A 15,470-nucleotide genomic window follows, 5' to 3' on the forward strand; every position below is an offset into this window, starting at 1 on the left:
GACACCGGCCGGGTGCTGCGAAGGGAAAGAAGAAGAGCGGGGCGCGGCGCGCCTCAGGCGTCGCCGGTGAGCTTCCCGCGCAGCTGCTCCAGGGTCTGCGACAGCAGCCGGGAGACGTGCATCTGGGAGATGCCGACGCGGTCGGCGATCTGGGTCTGGGTCAGCCCGCCGAAGAACCGCATCACCAGGATCGCGCGCTCCCGCGCCGGCAGTTCCTGGAGCAGCGGCTGGAGGGCCTCGTGGTTCTCGACCATGGCCATCTCGTGGTCGGGCTCGCCCATCGTGTCCGCCAGCGACAGCGCCTCGGCGTCGTCGTGGACCGGCTTGTCCACGGAGAGGGCCTGGTAGGCGTTGCCGGCGAGGAGACCCTCACGCACCTCGTCGACGTCCAGGCCGAGGTGCTCGGCCAGCTCGGTCGGGGTCGGCGCGCGGCCCATCCGCTGCGAAAGCACGGCCGAGCCCTGGCTCAGGGACAGGTGCAGCTCCTTGAGCCGCCGCGGGACCCGCACCGACCAGCCGGTGTCCCGGAAGTGCCGCCGGACCTCGCCCATGATCGTCGGGACGGCGAAGGACAGGAAGTCGTGGCCGCGGGTGGGGTCGAACCGGTCGACGGCGTTGATCAGGCCGATCCGCGCCACCTGGACCAGGTCCTCTCGGGGCTCGCCGCGCCCGGAGAACCGGGTCGCGATGTGCTCGGCGAGCGGCAGCAGCTCGGTCACCAGTCTGCTCCGGACGACGTCCCGCCGCGGATCACCGGGCTCGAGCGTCCCCAGTTCCTCGAACAGCGGTTCGCAGTGGGCGTATTCGTCCGGGCGGTGGAGGACGGTTTTGCGTTCGCCGCTCACGCGCTCGTTCCCGGGTTGAGCACCAGCTCGATGGTGACGATGCCCGCACCTCCACCGGGGAGGACGTCGCAGTGCGCGGTCACCGAACGGCTCAGCGTGGTCAGGACGTGCCAGCCGAAGGTGCGGTCGCTCGGCGGCCGCGGGTCCGTGGCCCGGGTCGAGACGACGACGTGCAGGCCGTCGGGCGCGTTCCGGAACCGGCAGTGCAGCTGCGAGCCCAGCTCCGCCAGCTGCACTAGCTGGGCGCACGCTTCGTCGACCGCCATCTTGGCGTCGGCGATGGCGTCCAGCCCGAAGTCGGCGCGGGACACGACGCCGTGCGTGAGCATGCGGACCAGCGGAATCTGCTCCGCCATGGCGGGCAGCCGCAGTTCCACCAGTTCCTCGAGCAGCTCGTCCAGCGTCGGCTTGGCGCCGTGCGAGCCACCACTTCGTGTTTCTTCCATGGCGGGACTACTACCCATCTGGGCGAACGCTGACACTTGCTGGTCAGGGGTTTCCGGTTTGGTCACCGGCCCAGCGCCCGTTCGAGTTCCTTCTTGGACATCTTCGAGCGGCCGTCGATGTTCCGCTTCTTGGCTTCGTTGTACAGCTGGTCCCTCGTCGGCCCGCCCGGTCCCTTGCGGTTGCCCGACCGCTCGCCGCCGCGCTGCTGCGGGGACTTGTCGTTCAGCGACGTCTTGCTGGCCTGCCGGGACTCACCCGCCTGGGCGCGGTTCTTGTTCACCGTCCGCGACGCGATCTCCTTGGCCCGTTTTGTGCTCGCGCCGCGATCTTCGGCGGAGTCCTTGACGTGCTCATATTGGCGTTCGCGCTTGGCGCTCCACGACTGGGGCATGACCACTCCCTTCCGACGTCCGCCGGATACCCGGCGAAGGCCCGGGTAAACGTCACCCATGACGGTCGGTTACCCCGCGGGCGGGCCGGGTACGCGGGGAGCTGACCGAGAGGAGGCCCCGATGAAGATCGGTTACACCCTGATGACCGAGCAGGCCGGCCCGAACGAGCTGGTCCGGTTCGCCGCCGGCGCGGAACAGGCCGGCTTCGACTTCGAGGTGATGAGCGACCACTACTCGCCCTGGCTCGCCGAACAGGGCCACTCGCCGTACGCCTGGAGCGTGCTGGGCGCGGTCACGCAGGTGACCGAACGCGCCGAGCTGATGACCTTCGTGACCTGCCCGACCATGCGGTACCACCCGGCGGTCGTGGCGCAGAAGGCGGCGACCGTGCAGGCGCTCTCGGACGGCCGGTTCACCCTCGGGCTGGGCGCGGGGGAGAACCTCAACGAGCACGTCGTCGGCCGCGGCTGGCCGCCGGCGAACGTCCGGCACGACATGCTCGCCGAGGCCCTGCAGATCATCGGCGGCCTCTTCGACGGCGGTTACTTCGACTACGAGGGCAAGCACTTCCGCGTCGACTCCGCGAAGCTGTGGGACCTGCCGGAGCGGCGGACCCCGATCGGCGTCGCCGTGTCCGGGTCGCAGTCGATCAAGCGGTTCGCCCCGGTGGCCGACGCGATGATCGCCGTCGAGCCGAAGGCGGAGCTGTCGAGCGAGTGGGACGCGACGAAGCCGGGCCCGCCGACCCGCAAGATCGCGCAGCTGCCGGTGGCGTGGGGCACCGACCGCGACGCCGCCGTGAAGCGCGCGCACGAGCAGTTCCGCTGGTTCGCCGGCGGCTGGAAGGTCAACGCCGAGCTGCCGGGGCCGGCCGGGTTCGCCGGGGCGACGCAGTTCGTCCGCGAGGACGACGTCGCCGGGTCCATCCCCTGCGGTCCCGACGTCGAGCCGATCGTGGCGGGGGTGCGCGAGTTCGAGAAGGCGGGCTTCACCGACGTCGCGCTGATCCAGATCGGTGGTGACCAGCAAGAGGGCTTCCTCGATTTTGCCGAAAAAGAGCTGCTCCCGGCGCTGCGGGAGTAGCTCCACCCGTTCGGGGTAACGCGGAATCCGGCCGGCAGGAGTACTACGCGGAGTACGGACAATCCGGCGACGGGAGTTGCGGATGACCGACGTGAAGCCCGAGCCGACCCTGCGGGCGGTGCCCCTGGCGGTGGCGCGCCGGGGGCCGAAGGGCGGGACGCTGCTCGCGCTGTTCCGCACCACGGACCCGAAGCAGATCGGCCTGCTGTACCTGGTGACCTCGTTCGGGTTCTTCATGGCCGGCGGGGCGATGGCGCTGCTGATGCGCGGCGAGCTCGCCCGGCCCGGCCTGCAGTTCCTGTCGCCGGAGCAGTACAACCAGCTGTTCACCATGCACGGCACGATCATGCTGCTGCTCTACGCCACCCCGAACCTGTTCGGGTTCGCCAACTACATCCTGCCGCTGCAGATCGGCGCGCCGGACGTCGCGTTCCCGCGGCTCAACGGGTTCGCCTACTGGCTCTACCTGTTCGGCGGGCTGATCGTGCTCAGCTCGTTCGTCACCCCGGGCGGCGCGCCGGACTTCGGGTGGACGGCCTACACGCCGCTGTCGAACGCCATCCACTCGCCGGGGATCGGCGGCGACCTGTGGATCATGGGCCTGATCGTCTCCGGCCTCGGCACCATCCTCGGCGCGGTCAACATGGTCACCACGATCGTCTGCCTGCGCTGCCCCGGGATGACGATGTGGCGGATGCCACTGTTCACCTGGAACATCCTGTTCACCGCCATCCTGGTCCTGCTGGCGTTCCCGATCCTGACGGCCGCGTTGTTCGGCCTGGAGGCGGACCGCCGGCTCGGGGCGCACGTGTTCGACCCCGAAAACGGCGGCGCGATCATGTTCCAGCACCTGTTCTGGTTCTTCGGCCACCCCGAGGTCTACATCGTGGCGCTGCCGTACTTCGGGATCATCACCGAGATCGTCCCGGTGTTCAGCCGAAAACCGCTGTACGGCTACCGGCTGATGGTGTTCGCGACCGTCGCGATCACCGGGCTGTCGGCGGTGGTGTGGGCGCACCACATGTTCGCCACCGGCGCGGTGCTGCTGCCGTTCTTCTCGATCATGACGTTCTTCATCGCGGTGCCGACCGGGATCAAGTTCTTCAACTGGATCGGCACGATGTGGAAGGGGCAGCTCACCTTCGAGACGCCGATGCTGTGGTCGGTCGGGTTCATGGTGACGTTCCTCTTCGGCGGCCTGACCGGCATCATCCTGGCGTCCCCGCCGCTGGACTTCCACGTGCACGACAGCTACTTCGTCGTCGCGCACTTCCACTACGTGCTGTTCGGCACGATCGTGTTCGCGACCTTCGCCGGGATCTACTTCTGGTTCCCGAAGATGACCGGCCGGATGCTCGACGAGAGCCTCGGCAAGTGGCACTTCTGGACGACCTTCCTCGGCTTCCACACGACGTTCCTGGTGCAGCACTGGCTGGGCGACGAGGGCATGCCGCGCCGGTACGCCGACTACCTGACCAGTGACGGCTTCACGACGCTGAACACGATCTCCACGATCGGCGCGTTCCTCTTGGGCGCCTCGACGCTGCCGTTCGTCTGGAACGTCGTGCGCAGCTACCGCTACGGCGAGCAGGTCCTGGTCGACGACCCGTGGGGGTTCGGCAACTCCCTCGAGTGGGCGACCACCTGTCCGCCGCCACGGCACAACTTCCTCGACCTGCCCCGGATCCGGTCGGAGCGGCCGGCGTTCGAGCTGCACCATCCCGAGGTCGTGGCGCGGCTGACGGAGGAACGGCACGTGCGGTCCAAACGGGCTCTGTCCCGGTGACGGCGAGCCGCGTAACGGCCGTTGCTCCGAACGGACGCGTGCCGCGCGAAGCCGGCGACCGCTTGCGCCCGCGGTGATCGGGATGCAGTAATCTCGCGCCGGACCCGTTAAAGCGCTAGCGGCCCACTGGTGGCGCACGCCCGGGTCCTCCCTGGTCCAGAGCGCCCTGAGAAGCGGAAGAGGGGCGTTACCTGGATGACGGGCGGGCATGATCAGCTCACCGCGCGGCTGGACGAAGTCACGCTCGCGATGGAGTCGCTGACCACGATGCTGGACACCGAGCTCGACCTCGGCCAGATGCTGCAGGCGGTGTGCGACCACGTGGTGCAGGTGGTGCCGGGGGCCGACATGGCCAGCATCACCCTGGTGCGCGACGGCGTGCCGGAGACGGTGGCCAGCACCGACCAGCGGGCGGTGAACTTCGACCGCGAGCAGTACCGGATCGGCGACGGGCCGTGCCTGCGCGCGGCCCAGACCGGGCAGCCGGTGCGCGTCGGCGTCGGCGCCGTGGGCGACGTGTGGCCGCAGTTCGTGTCGTCGGCCGAGCAGCTCGGCGTGGCCAGCTTCCTCGCCGCGCCGCTGACGGTCGACGAGGACATGTCCGGCGCGGTGAACCTGTTCGGGTTCGGCGAGCACGGCTTCAGCGAGCTGGGGACGAAGATCCTCGAGCTGTACACGGCGACGGTGGTGCTCGGCCTCCGCAGCGCACGCCGCTACTTCGCGGCGCGCGAGCTGATCGACCAGCTCAACCGGGCGCTCGAGACACGCGCGGTGATCGACCAGGCCAAGGGGATCCTGATGGCGGCGCACCGGATCACGGCCGAGGAGGCGTTCCAGCGGCTGGTGAAACGCTCCCAGGACGGCAACCGGAAGCTCCACGAGGTGGCGGCGGAGTTCGTGGCCGCGGTGGCGACGACCGGCTGACGCTGCCGGCGTGCTGGGCTTCGTGCGCCGCGGGCGGGTCGCCGCCCGGATGTGGAGACCGCGAGCGTGACGTGCGTCGGCGGTACCTAGCCGGTCGGGACCTCGTCCGGTGGTGCCGCGGCCGCCAGCGGCGGCTCCGGGCGGTGCTTGCTGCGCTGGCAGGTCGTGCAGACCAGGGTGCGGCCGAGCACCGTGCCGTCGTCGGCCACGACCTGCGCCACGTGCATCGTCGGGAAGCCGCAGACCTCGCAGGGCAGCGAGCCGTCCTCGCGGCTGATGCGGATCTGGGTGCCCATGCGGCCTCCTGTGTGACGTGGGTCTCACATACCTTGCCGGTTTCGGCGGCAAAGCCCACTGAATTCACTCGTTCGGCCTAACGTTCTTCGTCTCCCTTGCCTCGTTCGACGCCTCTTGTGTTTCGGCGGGTGATCCGGGGTAATCCGCCGGCGGAAGGGCTCGACCGGGGATGATCCGGAGGGGAGAACAACATGCGAGACAAGCGGAACGACCTGCGGCCGGTGGCGGACCTCCTCTTGGAGGGCGGCGACTCGCCGGAGCAGGCGCAGACCCGTCGCAAGGCGGCGCTGGCCGTCGCGGCGCGGGCCAAGGACTCCGACGACTGCGCCCGGCTGCTGGAGATGCTGGGCCTGCACCGGAGCGACGGTCGCAGCAGCGAAGTCGCCTGACACACCGTCACTGATCGCGTTTCGCCGGCTTTCCCCGCGGGTATCGGGGTGGCGACGAGGAGGTCGACATGGCCAGACCGGTGTGGAGCGGGGCGCTGAGCCTGGGGCTGGTCACCGTCCCGGTGGAGCTGTACCCGGCGGTGGCGGACCACACGATCCACTTCCACCAGTTCGAACGCGGGACGTCGGACCGGATCCGCAACCGCAAGGTCAACGAGCGGACCGGTGACGAGGTCACCCAGGACGAGATCGTCAAGGGGTACAACCTGGGTGGCGGTGACCACGTGCTCGTCGAACCCGACGAGCTGGACGAGATCGCGCCCGAGCGGTCCCGGCGGATCGACATCGAGCAGTTCGTCGAGCTGGCCGAGATCGACCCCTGGTTCTTCGACCGCACGTACTGGCTCAAGCCGGCCAAGGACGACTTCGCCAAGGCGTACGGCCTGCTGCTGAAGGCGATGGACCGCAGCGAAAAGGCCGGGATCGCGAAGTTCGTGCTGCGCGGCAAGGAGTACCTCGCGGCCATCCGCGCCGGCGACGACGTCATGGTGCTCAACACCCTGCACTTCATCGCCGACCTGCGGAAGCCGAAGGACGTCATGGGCGGGCTGCCCAAGCTGCCGAAGCCGCGGCCGAAGGAGCTCGACATGGCGCTTTCGCTGGTCGACGAGATGACCTCGCCGTGGAAGCCCGAGGACTACCGCGACGAGTACTCCGGCCGTGTGGAGAAGCTGCTGAAGGCCAAGAAGGCCGGCAAGGAGATCACCCACGAGGAGGAGCCGGAGCCCTCGGCCGACGTCGTCGACCTGTTCGAAGCCCTGTCGCGCAGCGTGAAGAGCCGCAAGGGCGGCGGCAAGGAACCCAAGAAGACGAAGAAGAAGGCCGGCCTCTCCGAGCTGTCCAAGACCGATCTGGACAAGCTCGCGCGCGAGCAGGGCGTGAAGGGCCGATCGAAGATGTCGCGCGCCGAGCTGGAGAAGGCGCTCAAGGCGTCCTGAGAGCCGCCGACGTCGTACGGGAGCGAGCGTGAACACCGAGATTTCCCACGCCGACAAGGTGTTCTACCCCGAGGACGGGCTGACGAAGGGTGCCGTCGTCGAGTACTACCGCGCCGTCGCCGGCGTCATGGTGCCGCACCTGCGCGGCCGCCCGCTGACGCTGCGGCGCTTCCCCGACGGCATTGACGGGCAGGGCTGGTTCCAGAAGCACCCGGGGGAGCACTTCCCGGACTCGATCCGCGTCGAACGTGTTCCCCGGCGCGCCGGCGGCACGGACGAGTACGTCGTCTGCGACGACGCCGAGACGCTGGACTACCTGGCCGGCCAGGGCACGCTGGAGTTCCACGTCTGGCTGTCCACGGTGGACGCGCCGGAGCGGCCGGACCGGCTGGTGCTGGACCTCGACCCGCCGGACGGCACGCCGGCCACCGAGCTGCGCGCGGTCGCGCGGCGGATCAAGGACCACTACGAGCGGGTGGGCCTGACGGCGTTCGTCCAGGCGACCGGCGGCCGCGGTTTCCACGTGCTCGCGCCGCTCGACGCGAAGGCGGGCACCGACGTGGTGCTGGAGCTGTCCCGCGCGCTGGCCGACGAGGTGGCGGCGGACGACCCGGACCGCCTGACGACGGCCCAGCGCAAGGAGAAGCGCGGCGACCGGATCTTCCTGGACGCCAACCGCAACGGTTACGCGCAGACGTTCGTCGCGCCGTACTCGCTGCGTGCCCGCCCGGGCGCGGCCGCCGCGACGCCGCTGGACTGGCGGGAGCTGGGCAAGGCCGCCCCGGACGGGTGGGGCCCGGCGAAGGAGAAGCAGCGGCTGGCGCGCAAGGAAGATCCGTGGCGGGACCTGGACCGGCATGCGGCTTCGGCTGAAGCGGCCCTGAGGCGCCTTACTTGAGCGCTTTCTTCGCCGCCTTGAGATCGGCGACAAAGGCCGCGTAGGCGTCGTCGCGGTCCGGCGCTCGCAGGATCGAGGACGGGTGCACGGTGGCGACCGCCGCCGGGAGCAGGTCGGCGACGTCCTCGGGCGCGTCGACCGGCTCGCCGCGGTGGGCGGTGAGCCGGAACTTCGGGCCGAGCAACGACTGCGCGGCCGTCGCACCCAGCAGCAGCACCAGTTCCGGGCGCACGGCACGCAGCTCGGCCAGCAGCCACGGCCGGCAGGCGACCACCTCGGTGCGGCCCGGCTTCTGGTGGATGCGGCGCTTGCCGCGGTCGTCCCGCTTGAACTTGAAGTGCTTGACGGCGTTGGTGACGTACAGCGACCGCCGGTCAAAACCGGCTTCCTCGAACGCCTTGTCCAGCAGCTTCCCGGCGGGTCCGACGAACGGTTCGCCCGCCACGTCCTCCTGGTCGCCCGGCGCCTCGCCGACGACCAGCACCTTGGCGCGGCGGGAACCTGCCCCGAAAACGGTCTGGGTGGCGTCCTGGTGAAGCGTGCACCCGTGGCAGCCGGACGCCGCCGACCGCAACCGGTCGAGGTCGGTGGTGTCCGGCGGCTCGGCACCGCGGGAATCCGGCATGCGGCGAGAAATTCCCCGCGCGGCGCCGGTGTAAACGTGCCACGGCCGGGTGACGGCGATTCCCGGCCGCACCCGCCGGGTACCCGGCGCGCATGACACACAGCCGCGGAAAGATCGAGGTGACCACCCGCGTCACGCTGGACACGCCGGACGACCTGGCCGAGCACTACACGCCGGGGGTCGCCGAGCAGGCGAAGCGGATCGCCGGCGATCCGGCCGCGCTCGGGCGGGAGACGGTCAAGGCGAACTCGGTTGCCATCGTCTCCGACGGCTCCGCCCTGCTCGGGCTCGGCGACCGGGGCCCGGCCGCAGCCCTGCCGGTGATGGAAGGCAAGGCAGCGCTGCTCAAGCGGTTCGCCGACGTCGACGCCTGGCCGATCTGCCCGGTCAGCCGTGAGCCCGACGACCTGGTCCGGACCGTGAAGGACCTCGCGACGTCGTTCGGCGCGATCAACCTCGAGGACATCGCCGCCCCGCGGTGCTTCACCGTCGAACGGCGGCTGCACGACGAGCTGGACATCCCGGTCTTCCACGACGACCAGCACGGCACCGCGGTCGTCGTGCTCGGCGCGCTGCACAACGCGCTGAAACTGACCGGCCGCGAGCCCGCAGGCACCTCGGTCGTCATCGCCGGGGCCGGCGCGGCGGGCAGCGCCATCGCCCGGCTGCTGCTGCGTGCGGGTTACCAGGCCGACGGTCTTGTCGTCTGCGACAGCGAAGGCGTGCTGCACCGGGACCGGGACCTGATTGGCGAGAAGCAGTGGCTGGCGGAGAACACCAACGGCGGCGGCGCCACCGGCAGTGTGCAGGACGCCCTGCGCGGCGCAGACGTCTTCGTCGGTGTCAGCACCGGCAGCCTGCTCGAGCCGGACGACGTCGCCGCGATGGCCGACCACGCGATCGTGTTCGCGCTGGCGAACCCCGATCCGGAGGTCGACCCCGAAGCCGCCGGACGGCACGCGGAGATCGTCGCCACCGGCCGCAGCGATCACCCGAACCAGATCAACAACGTGCTGGCGTTCCCCGGGATGTTCCGCGGGCTGCTCGATTCCGGCGCACCCCGCGTCACCGGGAACATGCTGCTGGCCGCGGCGCGCGCACTGGCCGACGTCGTGGGGGAGGACCTGGAGCCGGGGCGCATCGTGCCGAGCGTGTTCGACGACGCACTGGTGCCCGCGATGGCCGAGGCCGTTGCGGGCGCGGCGAAGGCGGCCGGTTAGTCCACTGTGGACTTCGGCGGCCGGGCGCTCAGTGCGAGTCGGCCGCCGGAGTTGCGTCGTCCTCGGTGGACTTGCGGGCCGTTTCGGTGCGGGCGATGTGCCAGGCGACGAGCGCGCCCGCGCTCACGGTGCCCCACAGCACGAGCGCGGCGTCCCTGGCGAACAGCCCGACGAGCAGCATGACGACCGCGGTGACGTCGCAGAGCACGAGCAGCAGGTTCAACCGCCCGGACTTGCGCAGCTTGTGGCCGCTGAGGGTGGCGGCGAACGCGGGGTCGCTCGCCAGCAGCTCCGCCTCGATTTCGCGCAGGGCGTGCCGTTCTCGGTCCGGCAGCATGGGGGGCCTCCTCGCCTCGGCTATCGGAGTGGTACCCGTTCCGCGCCCGTCCGAAGCCCCCCTTTTCCGGGGAAAGTCAGTGGTTGTCGCGGGGGATGCCCTTCGTGGCGGCGATCCGCTGGTACGCCACGGCCGGGCGCAGCACCATGCCGTCGCACAGCTGGTCGACCATCGAGCGCTGGATCTCCTGCCACGGCGTCTGGGACTCAGGCACCGGGTACCCACCCGACTCTGCCAGCTCCTTGTGCCGCAGCGCGAGCTCTTCGTCCGGAATGAGCACGTTCGCGGTACCCGCCCCGAGGTCGATCCGCACCGGGTCGCCGGTCCGCAGCACGGCGAGCCCGCCGCCCGCCGCCGCCTCGGGGGAGGCGTTGAGGATCGACGGCGACCCGGAGGTGCCCGACTGGCGGCCGTCGCCGAGGCACGGCAGCTCGTGCACCCCGCGCTTGATGAGCTCGGCGGGCGGGCGCATGTTCACCACCTCGGCCGAGCCCGGGTAACCGAGCGGGCCGGTGCCGCGCATCACGAGCAGCGAGTGCTCGTCGACACCGAGGTCCGGGTCGTCGATGCGGGCGTGGTAGTCCTCCGGGCCGTCGAACACCACCGCGGTGCCCTCGTAGACACCGCCGGCGAGGTACCGCCGCCGGAAGTCGGCCGAGATGACGCTGGACTTCATGATCGCCGCGTCGAAGAGGTTGCCCGCCAGCACGAGGAACCCGGCGTCGGGCACCAGCGCCGTGTCGAACGTGCGGATGACGTCCCGGTCGCCGGCCTCGGCGGCCCGGCAGTTGTCACCGAGGGTGCGGCCGTTGACCGTCGGCGCGTCCTCGTGGACCAGCCCGTGCCGCATCAGCTCGTGCACCACCGCCGGGACACCGCCGGCGCGGTGGAACTCCTCACCGAGGTACTTGCCGGCCGGCTGCAGGTCGACCAGCAGCGGCACGGCGTGCCCGAGCCGCTGCCAGTCCGCCAGCGGCAGGTCGACGCCGATGTGCCGGGCGATCGCGCCGATGTGGATGGGTGCGTTGGTGGAGCCGCCGATCGCCGAGCTCACCACGATGGCGTTCTCGAACGCCTCGCGCGTCAGGATGTCCGACGGCTTGAGGTCCTCGCGCACCATCTCGACGATCCGCAGCCCGGTGCGGTAGGCCATCCGGGCGCGGTCGCGGTGCGGCGCGGGGATGGCCGCGCAGCCGGGCAGGCTCATCCCGAGCGCTTCGGCGAGGGCGTTCATCGTCGACGCCGTGCCCATCGTGTTGCAGTGCCCCGGCGACGGCGCGGACGACGCGACGAGCTCCATGAACCCGGCGTCGTCGATCTCCCCGGCCGCGAGCAGTTCGCGGGCCTTCCAGACGATGGTCCCGGAGCCGGTGCGCTCGCCGTTGTGCCAGCCGTTGAGCATCGGCCCGCCGGACAGCACGATCGCCGGGAGGTCGACGGTCGCGGCGGCCATCAGGCACGCGGGGGTCGTCTTGTCACAGCCGGTGGTCAGCACCACGCCGTCGATGGGGTAGCCGTAGAGCGTCTCGACCAGGCCGAGGTAGGCGAGGTTGCGGTCCAGCGCCGCGGTCGGGCGCTTGCCGGTCTCCTGGATGGGGTGCACCGGGAACTCGATCGCGATCCCGCCCGCTTCGCGGATGCCTTCCCGCGTCCGGTCGGCCAGCTGCAGGTGGTGCCGGTTGCACGGGGTGAGGTCGGAGCCGGTCTGCGCGATGCCGATGATCGGCTTGCCCGACTGCAGCTCCTCCCGGGTGAGCCCCCAGTTCATGTACCGCTCGAGGTAGAGCGCGGTCATCCCGGGGTCGGCGGGGTTGTTGAACCAAGCTTCGCTGCGCAGTCCCATACCGGTCAGTCTGTCAACGGGACCCCGCCGGCTCAAGCGCCCCAAGGCGGCCTTCGGTGCGTCAGACGCACCGAAGGCCGCCTTGGGTGCGTCTGACGCAACCAAGGCCGCCTTGGGGCGCTCGGGTCAGCCGAGGCCGTTGAGGCCGATCACCCGCGAGTACCAGTGCGCGCTGCGCTTCGGGGTCCGCTGCTGGGTCGTGTAGTCGACGTGGACCAGGCCGAACCGCTTCGCGTAGCCCTCGGCCCACTCGAAGTTGTCCAGCAGTGACCAGTAGAAGTACCCGCGCAGGTCGACGCCCGCCTCGACGGCCTCGTGGGCCGCCCGCAGGTGGGAGTCGAGGAACGCCACGCGGTCGGTGTCGACGATGTCACCGCCGTCGCTGACGACGTCGGGGTAGGCCGCGCCGTTCTCGGTGATGTACAGCGGCACCGGCCGGTAGCCGCGGTGCACCTGCAGCAGCGACTCGGTCAGCCCGGCCGGCTGGACCTCCCACCCGGAGTCGGTGCGCGGCGCCGCCGGGTCCGGCACGAAGTGGACGTCGCCGGCGCCGACCCACTCCGGGCCCGCCGGCTCGCTGCCCGGCACCGGCCGCCCCGCAACCCGGTAGTCGCGGTAGTAGTTGACACCCAGCCAGTCGACGTGCGCGGCGATGACCGCGGCGTCGTCGGGCCGGACCACCTCGCCCAGGCCGAACGGCGCGAGGTCGGCGACCAGGTCGTCCGGGTACCCGCCGCGCAGCACCGGGTCGAGGAACAGCCGGTTCTGCAGGCCGTCGATCCGCCGGGCCGCGGAAACGTCGGAGACGTTGGCCGGGTCGTGCGGCACGACGGGGTAGAGGTTGAGCGTGATGCCGGCCGGGACGCCCGGCGCGTGCCGGCGGATGATGTCCATCGCCAGCCCGTGGCCCAGCAGCAGGTGGTGCGTCGCGGCGACGGCGGCGGGGTGGTCGGTGCGGCCGGGCGCGTGGATGCCGCCCGCGTACCCGAGCATCGCCGCGCACCACGGCTCGTTGAGCGTCGACCAGCTGGCGACGCGGTCGCCGAGCCGGGCGAGCACGGTCTCGGTGTACTCGGCGAACCGGTATGCGGTGTCCCGCGAGGTCCAGCCGCCCTTGTCCTCCAGCGCCTGCGGCAGGTCCCAGTGGTAGAGCGTCGCCCACGGCTCGATCCCCGCCTCCAGGAGGCGGTCGACCAGCCGGTCGTAGAAGGCGAGCCCGGCGGTGTTGGGGGCGCCGCCGTCCGGGCGCACCCGCGGCCACGCCAGCGAGAACCGGTAGGCGCCGAGGCCGAGGCGGCGCATCAGGTCGACGTCCTCGCCGTAGCGCCGGTAGTGGTCGGCGGCGGGGTCGCCGGTGTCGCCGCCCACGACCGCACCCGGACGGCGCGCGAAGACGTCCCAGACCGAGTCCGTGCGACCGTCGGCCGTGGTCGCTCCTTCCACCTGGAACGCCGCGGTGGCGGCGCCCCAGACGAAGCCGGGCGGGAACATCAGCGCTGTCTCCGCCCGAACGCTGTCGGGATGTACGGACATGTTCACCCTTTCACGGCACCTTGCATGATCCCGGCCACGATCTGGCGGCCGAGGAGGAGGAAGACGATGAGGATCGGGATGGTGGCCAGGGTCGTGCCGGCCAGCACCAGCGAGTAGTCGACGTAATAACCGCTCTGCAGCTTCTCCAGGGCGACCTGGACGGTCGGGTTGCCCGCGTCCAGCACCACCAGCGGCCACAGGAAGTCGTTCCAGGACATCATGAACGTGAACATCGCCAGGATCGCCGCGGCCGGGCGCACGGCGGGCAGGCAGACGTTCCAGAAGATCCGGATCATGCTGCAGCCGTCGACGCGCGCGGCCTCGATCAGCTCGTACGGCAGTGCGTCCACTGTGTACTGCCGCATCCAGAACACGCCGAACGCGGTGACCAGGTTGGGCACGATCACCGCCGTCAAGGTCCCCGTCCAGCCCAGTTCGGACATCGCGATGAACAGCGGGATGATGCCGAGCTGGGTGGGCACCGCGAGCGTGACGACGATGAACACGAACAGCTTGTCGCGTCCCCGGAACCGCAGTTTCGCGAAGGCGAACCCGGCCAGCGAGGAGAACAGCACCGTCGTCAGGGTCACCGTGCCGGACACGATGACGCTGTTGGCCAGCGCCTTCCAGAACGGCACGGTGTCGAACACCCGCGCCGCGTTGGCGAAGAAGTTGCCACCGGGCACGAACGGCGGGATGCGCTCGGTGAGCATCCCGTTGTCGCGGCTGGCCACCAGGAACGACCAGTAGAACGGGAACAGCGACCCGAGCACGAAGATCGCCAGCACGACGTAGGTCGCCTTGCGCGGCTTGCCGAGTGTGGCGACCCGCCGTCGCAGTCCGCTTCTTTGGAGTGTCGTCATTTCTTCTTCACCGCCGGGGTGCGCGCCAGCCGGCCGGTGAGGAAGAAGTTCACCAGCGCGATGAGCACGATGATCAGGAACAGCACCCAGGCGATCGCCGAGGCGTAGCCGAGATCGGCGTTCTGGAACGCCGTCTGGTAGAGGTACAGCGTCACGGTCTGGAACTGGTTGGTGGAGCCGCCGTTGTTCGACCCGGGCATGGCGTCGAACAGCTTCGGCTCGGTGAAGATCTGCAGGCCGCCGATCGTCGAGGTGATGGTGACGAAGATCAGCGTCGGCTTCAGCAGCGGCAGCGTGACGTTGAAGAAGCGGCGCCACGTGCCCGCGCCGTCGATCAGGGCCGCCTCGTGCAGCTCCTTGGGGATGGCCTGCATGGCCGCCAGCACGATCAGGGCGTTGTAGCCGGTCCAGCGCCAGTTCACCATGATCGCGATCGCGACGTGGCTGCCGAACCGGCTGGCCTGCCAGTCGACCGGGTCCAGCCCGATGGTCTGCAGCACGCCGTTGATCAGCCCGTACTTCGGGCCGAAGAGGTTGGCGAAGATGATGCCGATGGCGACCAGGCTGGCCGCGTACGGCAGCAGGATGCCCACTCGCCAGCCCGTCGCGCCGCGCAGCCGGGCCCCGAGCAGCGCCGCCAGCAGCATCGCGATGATGAGCTGCGGGACGCTGGAGAGCAGGAAGATGCTGATCGTGTTCGTCAGCGCGTTCCAGAACTGCGCGTCGGCGAAGAGCTCCTTGAAGTTGTCGAGGCCGATGAAGTCGGGGTCGTCGCTGCCGGCTTCCCACTTGAACAGCGAAACGTACGCGGTGTAGAGCAGCGGGAACAGCCCGACGATCCCGAAGAGGATGAAGAACGGCGCGATGTAGAGGTACGGCGAGACCTTGACGTCCCACCGGCTCAACCGGTGACGGAAGGTGGGCCGGGGAGACACTCGCTCCCCGGCCTTGCTCCCTTCCGGCGCGATCTTGTCGATGACGGTCATCTGC

At 70.3% G+C, this 15,470-nt stretch carries 17 protein-coding genes; 7 read left to right on the forward strand and 10 right to left on the reverse strand.

All coding sequences use genetic code 11. The features are described from left to right. Positions 1 to 53: 53 nt before the first annotated feature. The 3 genes from ACIA5G_RS31825 to ACIA5G_RS31835 form a co-directional block, all read right to left on the reverse strand. A complete protein-coding gene (locus ACIA5G_RS31825; RefSeq protein ID WP_395929859.1) occupies positions 54 to 845 on the reverse strand; it encodes a SigB/SigF/SigG family RNA polymerase sigma factor in 792 nt (263 codons plus the stop codon). Beyond that, entirely contained in the window at positions 842 to 1,291 is a 450-nt protein-coding gene (locus ACIA5G_RS31830; RefSeq protein ID WP_395929861.1) for an ATP-binding protein, read from the reverse strand. The genes ACIA5G_RS31825 and ACIA5G_RS31830 overlap by 4 nt, the downstream gene beginning before the upstream one ends. A gap of 62 nt (positions 1,292 to 1,353) precedes the next feature. Then, positions 1,354 to 1,683, reverse strand: coding sequence for a plasmid stabilization protein (locus ACIA5G_RS31835; protein ID WP_395929863.1), 330 nt, complete (start codon positions 1,681 to 1,683; stop codon positions 1,354 to 1,356). Between the two features lie 121 nt (positions 1,684 to 1,804). Here ACIA5G_RS31835 and ACIA5G_RS31840 point away from each other — a divergent pair, with 121 nt between their 5' ends. The 3 genes from ACIA5G_RS31840 to ACIA5G_RS31850 all read left to right on the forward strand — a co-directional run bounded on the left by ACIA5G_RS31840 (position 1,805) and on the right by ACIA5G_RS31850 (position 5,477). Further along, the gene (locus ACIA5G_RS31840; RefSeq protein ID WP_395929865.1) at positions 1,805 to 2,767 is read left to right on the forward strand and encodes a TIGR03557 family F420-dependent LLM class oxidoreductase; all 963 of its coding nucleotides are present in this window, start codon (positions 1,805 to 1,807) and stop codon (positions 2,765 to 2,767) included. Positions 2,768 to 2,849: 82 nt separating this feature from the next. Continuing rightward, positions 2,850 to 4,553, forward strand: coding sequence for a cytochrome c oxidase subunit I (gene ctaD / locus ACIA5G_RS31845; RefSeq protein WP_395929867.1), 1,704 nt, complete (start codon positions 2,850 to 2,852; stop codon positions 4,551 to 4,553). A 195-nt stretch (positions 4,554 to 4,748) separates the two neighbouring features. After that, a complete protein-coding gene (locus ACIA5G_RS31850; protein ID WP_395929869.1) occupies positions 4,749 to 5,477 on the forward strand; it encodes an ANTAR domain-containing protein in 729 nt (242 codons plus the stop codon). 86 nt (positions 5,478 to 5,563) lie between these two features. Here the strand turns inward: ACIA5G_RS31850 and ACIA5G_RS31855 are convergent, their stop codons facing one another. Then, positions 5,564 to 5,773, reverse strand: coding sequence for a hypothetical protein (locus ACIA5G_RS31855; RefSeq protein WP_395929871.1), 210 nt, complete (start codon positions 5,771 to 5,773; stop codon positions 5,564 to 5,566). A gap of 192 nt (positions 5,774 to 5,965) precedes the next feature. On the opposite strand from ACIA5G_RS31855, the gene ACIA5G_RS31860 reads away from it, so the two are divergent. From ACIA5G_RS31860 to ligD, 3 genes are all read left to right on the forward strand, one after another. Further along, the gene (locus ACIA5G_RS31860; protein WP_395929873.1) at positions 5,966 to 6,163 is read left to right on the forward strand and encodes a hypothetical protein; all 198 of its coding nucleotides are present in this window, start codon (positions 5,966 to 5,968) and stop codon (positions 6,161 to 6,163) included. Positions 6,164 to 6,231: 68 nt separating this feature from the next. Further along, entirely contained in the window at positions 6,232 to 7,161 is a 930-nt protein-coding gene (locus tag ACIA5G_RS31865) for a Ku protein (protein ID WP_395929875.1), read from the forward strand. 28 nt (positions 7,162 to 7,189) lie between these two features. Beyond that, positions 7,190 to 8,059 carry a non-homologous end-joining DNA ligase gene (gene ligD / locus ACIA5G_RS31870; RefSeq protein WP_395929877.1) on the forward strand — a complete coding sequence of 290 codons (870 nt, stop codon included), beginning with the start codon at positions 7,190 to 7,192 and terminating at the stop codon, positions 8,057 to 8,059. Here the strand turns inward: ligD and ACIA5G_RS31875 are convergent. Beyond that, positions 8,052 to 8,684 (reverse strand): UdgX family uracil-DNA binding protein, encoded by a 633-nt coding sequence (locus ACIA5G_RS31875; RefSeq protein WP_395929879.1) that lies wholly within the window; start codon positions 8,682 to 8,684, stop codon positions 8,052 to 8,054. The two genes, ligD and ACIA5G_RS31875, sit on opposite strands and share 8 nt — an antisense overlap. A 92-nt stretch (positions 8,685 to 8,776) precedes the next feature. Between ACIA5G_RS31875 and ACIA5G_RS31880 the strand changes: the two genes are divergently transcribed. Further along, entirely contained in the window at positions 8,777 to 9,904 is a 1,128-nt protein-coding gene (locus ACIA5G_RS31880) for an NADP-dependent malic enzyme (protein ID WP_395929881.1), read from the forward strand. Positions 9,905 to 9,932: 28 nt separating this feature from the next. Here the strand turns inward: ACIA5G_RS31880 and ACIA5G_RS31885 are convergent, their stop codons facing one another. From ACIA5G_RS31885 to ACIA5G_RS31905, 5 genes are all read right to left on the reverse strand, one after another. Next, positions 9,933 to 10,241 carry a DUF3040 domain-containing protein gene (locus ACIA5G_RS31885; RefSeq protein ID WP_395929883.1) on the reverse strand — a complete coding sequence of 103 codons (309 nt, stop codon included), beginning with the start codon at positions 10,239 to 10,241 and terminating at the stop codon, positions 9,933 to 9,935. Positions 10,242 to 10,317: 76 nt separating this feature from the next. Then, a complete protein-coding gene (locus tag ACIA5G_RS31890) occupies positions 10,318 to 12,084 on the reverse strand; it encodes an IlvD/Edd family dehydratase (protein ID WP_395929885.1) in 1,767 nt (588 codons plus the stop codon). Positions 12,085 to 12,210: 126 nt separating this feature from the next. Then, positions 12,211 to 13,623, reverse strand: coding sequence for a GH1 family beta-glucosidase (locus tag ACIA5G_RS31895; protein ID WP_395929887.1), 1,413 nt, complete (start codon positions 13,621 to 13,623; stop codon positions 12,211 to 12,213). Continuing rightward, the gene (locus ACIA5G_RS31900; RefSeq protein WP_395929889.1) at positions 13,620 to 14,480 is read right to left on the reverse strand and encodes a carbohydrate ABC transporter permease; all 861 of its coding nucleotides are present in this window, start codon (positions 14,478 to 14,480) and stop codon (positions 13,620 to 13,622) included. The genes ACIA5G_RS31895 and ACIA5G_RS31900 overlap by 4 nt, the downstream gene beginning before the upstream one ends. Continuing rightward, a complete protein-coding gene (locus tag ACIA5G_RS31905; RefSeq protein ID WP_395929891.1) occupies positions 14,477 to 15,466 on the reverse strand; it encodes a carbohydrate ABC transporter permease in 990 nt (329 codons plus the stop codon). Before ACIA5G_RS31905 ends, ACIA5G_RS31900 begins: the two co-directional genes overlap by 4 nt. Positions 15,467 to 15,470: the final 4 nt, after the last annotated feature.

The sequence above is a fragment of the Amycolatopsis sp. NPDC051758 genome (assembly GCF_044453095.1).
In the GTDB taxonomy this organism is placed as follows: domain Bacteria; phylum Actinomycetota; class Actinomycetes; order Mycobacteriales; family Pseudonocardiaceae; genus Amycolatopsis.

Coding starts and splice junctions, on each gene's coding strand:
- ACIA5G_RS31830 (WP_395929861.1), bottom strand. CDS start 1,291: ATGGAAGAAACACGAAGTGGTGGCTCGCACGGCGCCAAGCCGACGCTG.
- ACIA5G_RS31835 (WP_395929863.1), bottom strand. CDS start 1,683: ATGCCCCAGTCGTGGAGCGCCAAGCGCGAACGCCAATATGAGCACGTC.
- ACIA5G_RS31840 (WP_395929865.1), top strand. CDS start 1,805: ATGAAGATCGGTTACACCCTGATGACCGAGCAGGCCGGCCCGAACGAG.
- ctaD (WP_395929867.1), top strand. CDS start 2,850: ATGACCGACGTGAAGCCCGAGCCGACCCTGCGGGCGGTGCCCCTGGCG.
- ACIA5G_RS31850 (WP_395929869.1), top strand. CDS start 4,749: ATGACGGGCGGGCATGATCAGCTCACCGCGCGGCTGGACGAAGTCACG.
- ACIA5G_RS31855 (WP_395929871.1), bottom strand. CDS start 5,773: ATGGGCACCCAGATCCGCATCAGCCGCGAGGACGGCTCGCTGCCCTGC.
- ACIA5G_RS31860 (WP_395929873.1), top strand. CDS start 5,966: ATGCGAGACAAGCGGAACGACCTGCGGCCGGTGGCGGACCTCCTCTTG.
- ACIA5G_RS31865 (WP_395929875.1), top strand. CDS start 6,232: ATGGCCAGACCGGTGTGGAGCGGGGCGCTGAGCCTGGGGCTGGTCACC.
- ACIA5G_RS31875 (WP_395929879.1), bottom strand. CDS start 8,684: ATGCCGGATTCCCGCGGTGCCGAGCCGCCGGACACCACCGACCTCGAC.
- ACIA5G_RS31880 (WP_395929881.1), top strand. CDS start 8,777: ATGACACACAGCCGCGGAAAGATCGAGGTGACCACCCGCGTCACGCTG.
- ACIA5G_RS31885 (WP_395929883.1), bottom strand. CDS start 10,241: ATGCTGCCGGACCGAGAACGGCACGCCCTGCGCGAAATCGAGGCGGAG.
- ACIA5G_RS31890 (WP_395929885.1), bottom strand. CDS start 12,084: ATGGGACTGCGCAGCGAAGCTTGGTTCAACAACCCCGCCGACCCCGGG.
- ACIA5G_RS31900 (WP_395929889.1), bottom strand. CDS start 14,480: ATGACGACACTCCAAAGAAGCGGACTGCGACGGCGGGTCGCCACACTC.
- ACIA5G_RS31905 (WP_395929891.1), bottom strand. CDS start 15,466: ATGACCGTCATCGACAAGATCGCGCCGGAAGGGAGCAAGGCCGGGGAG.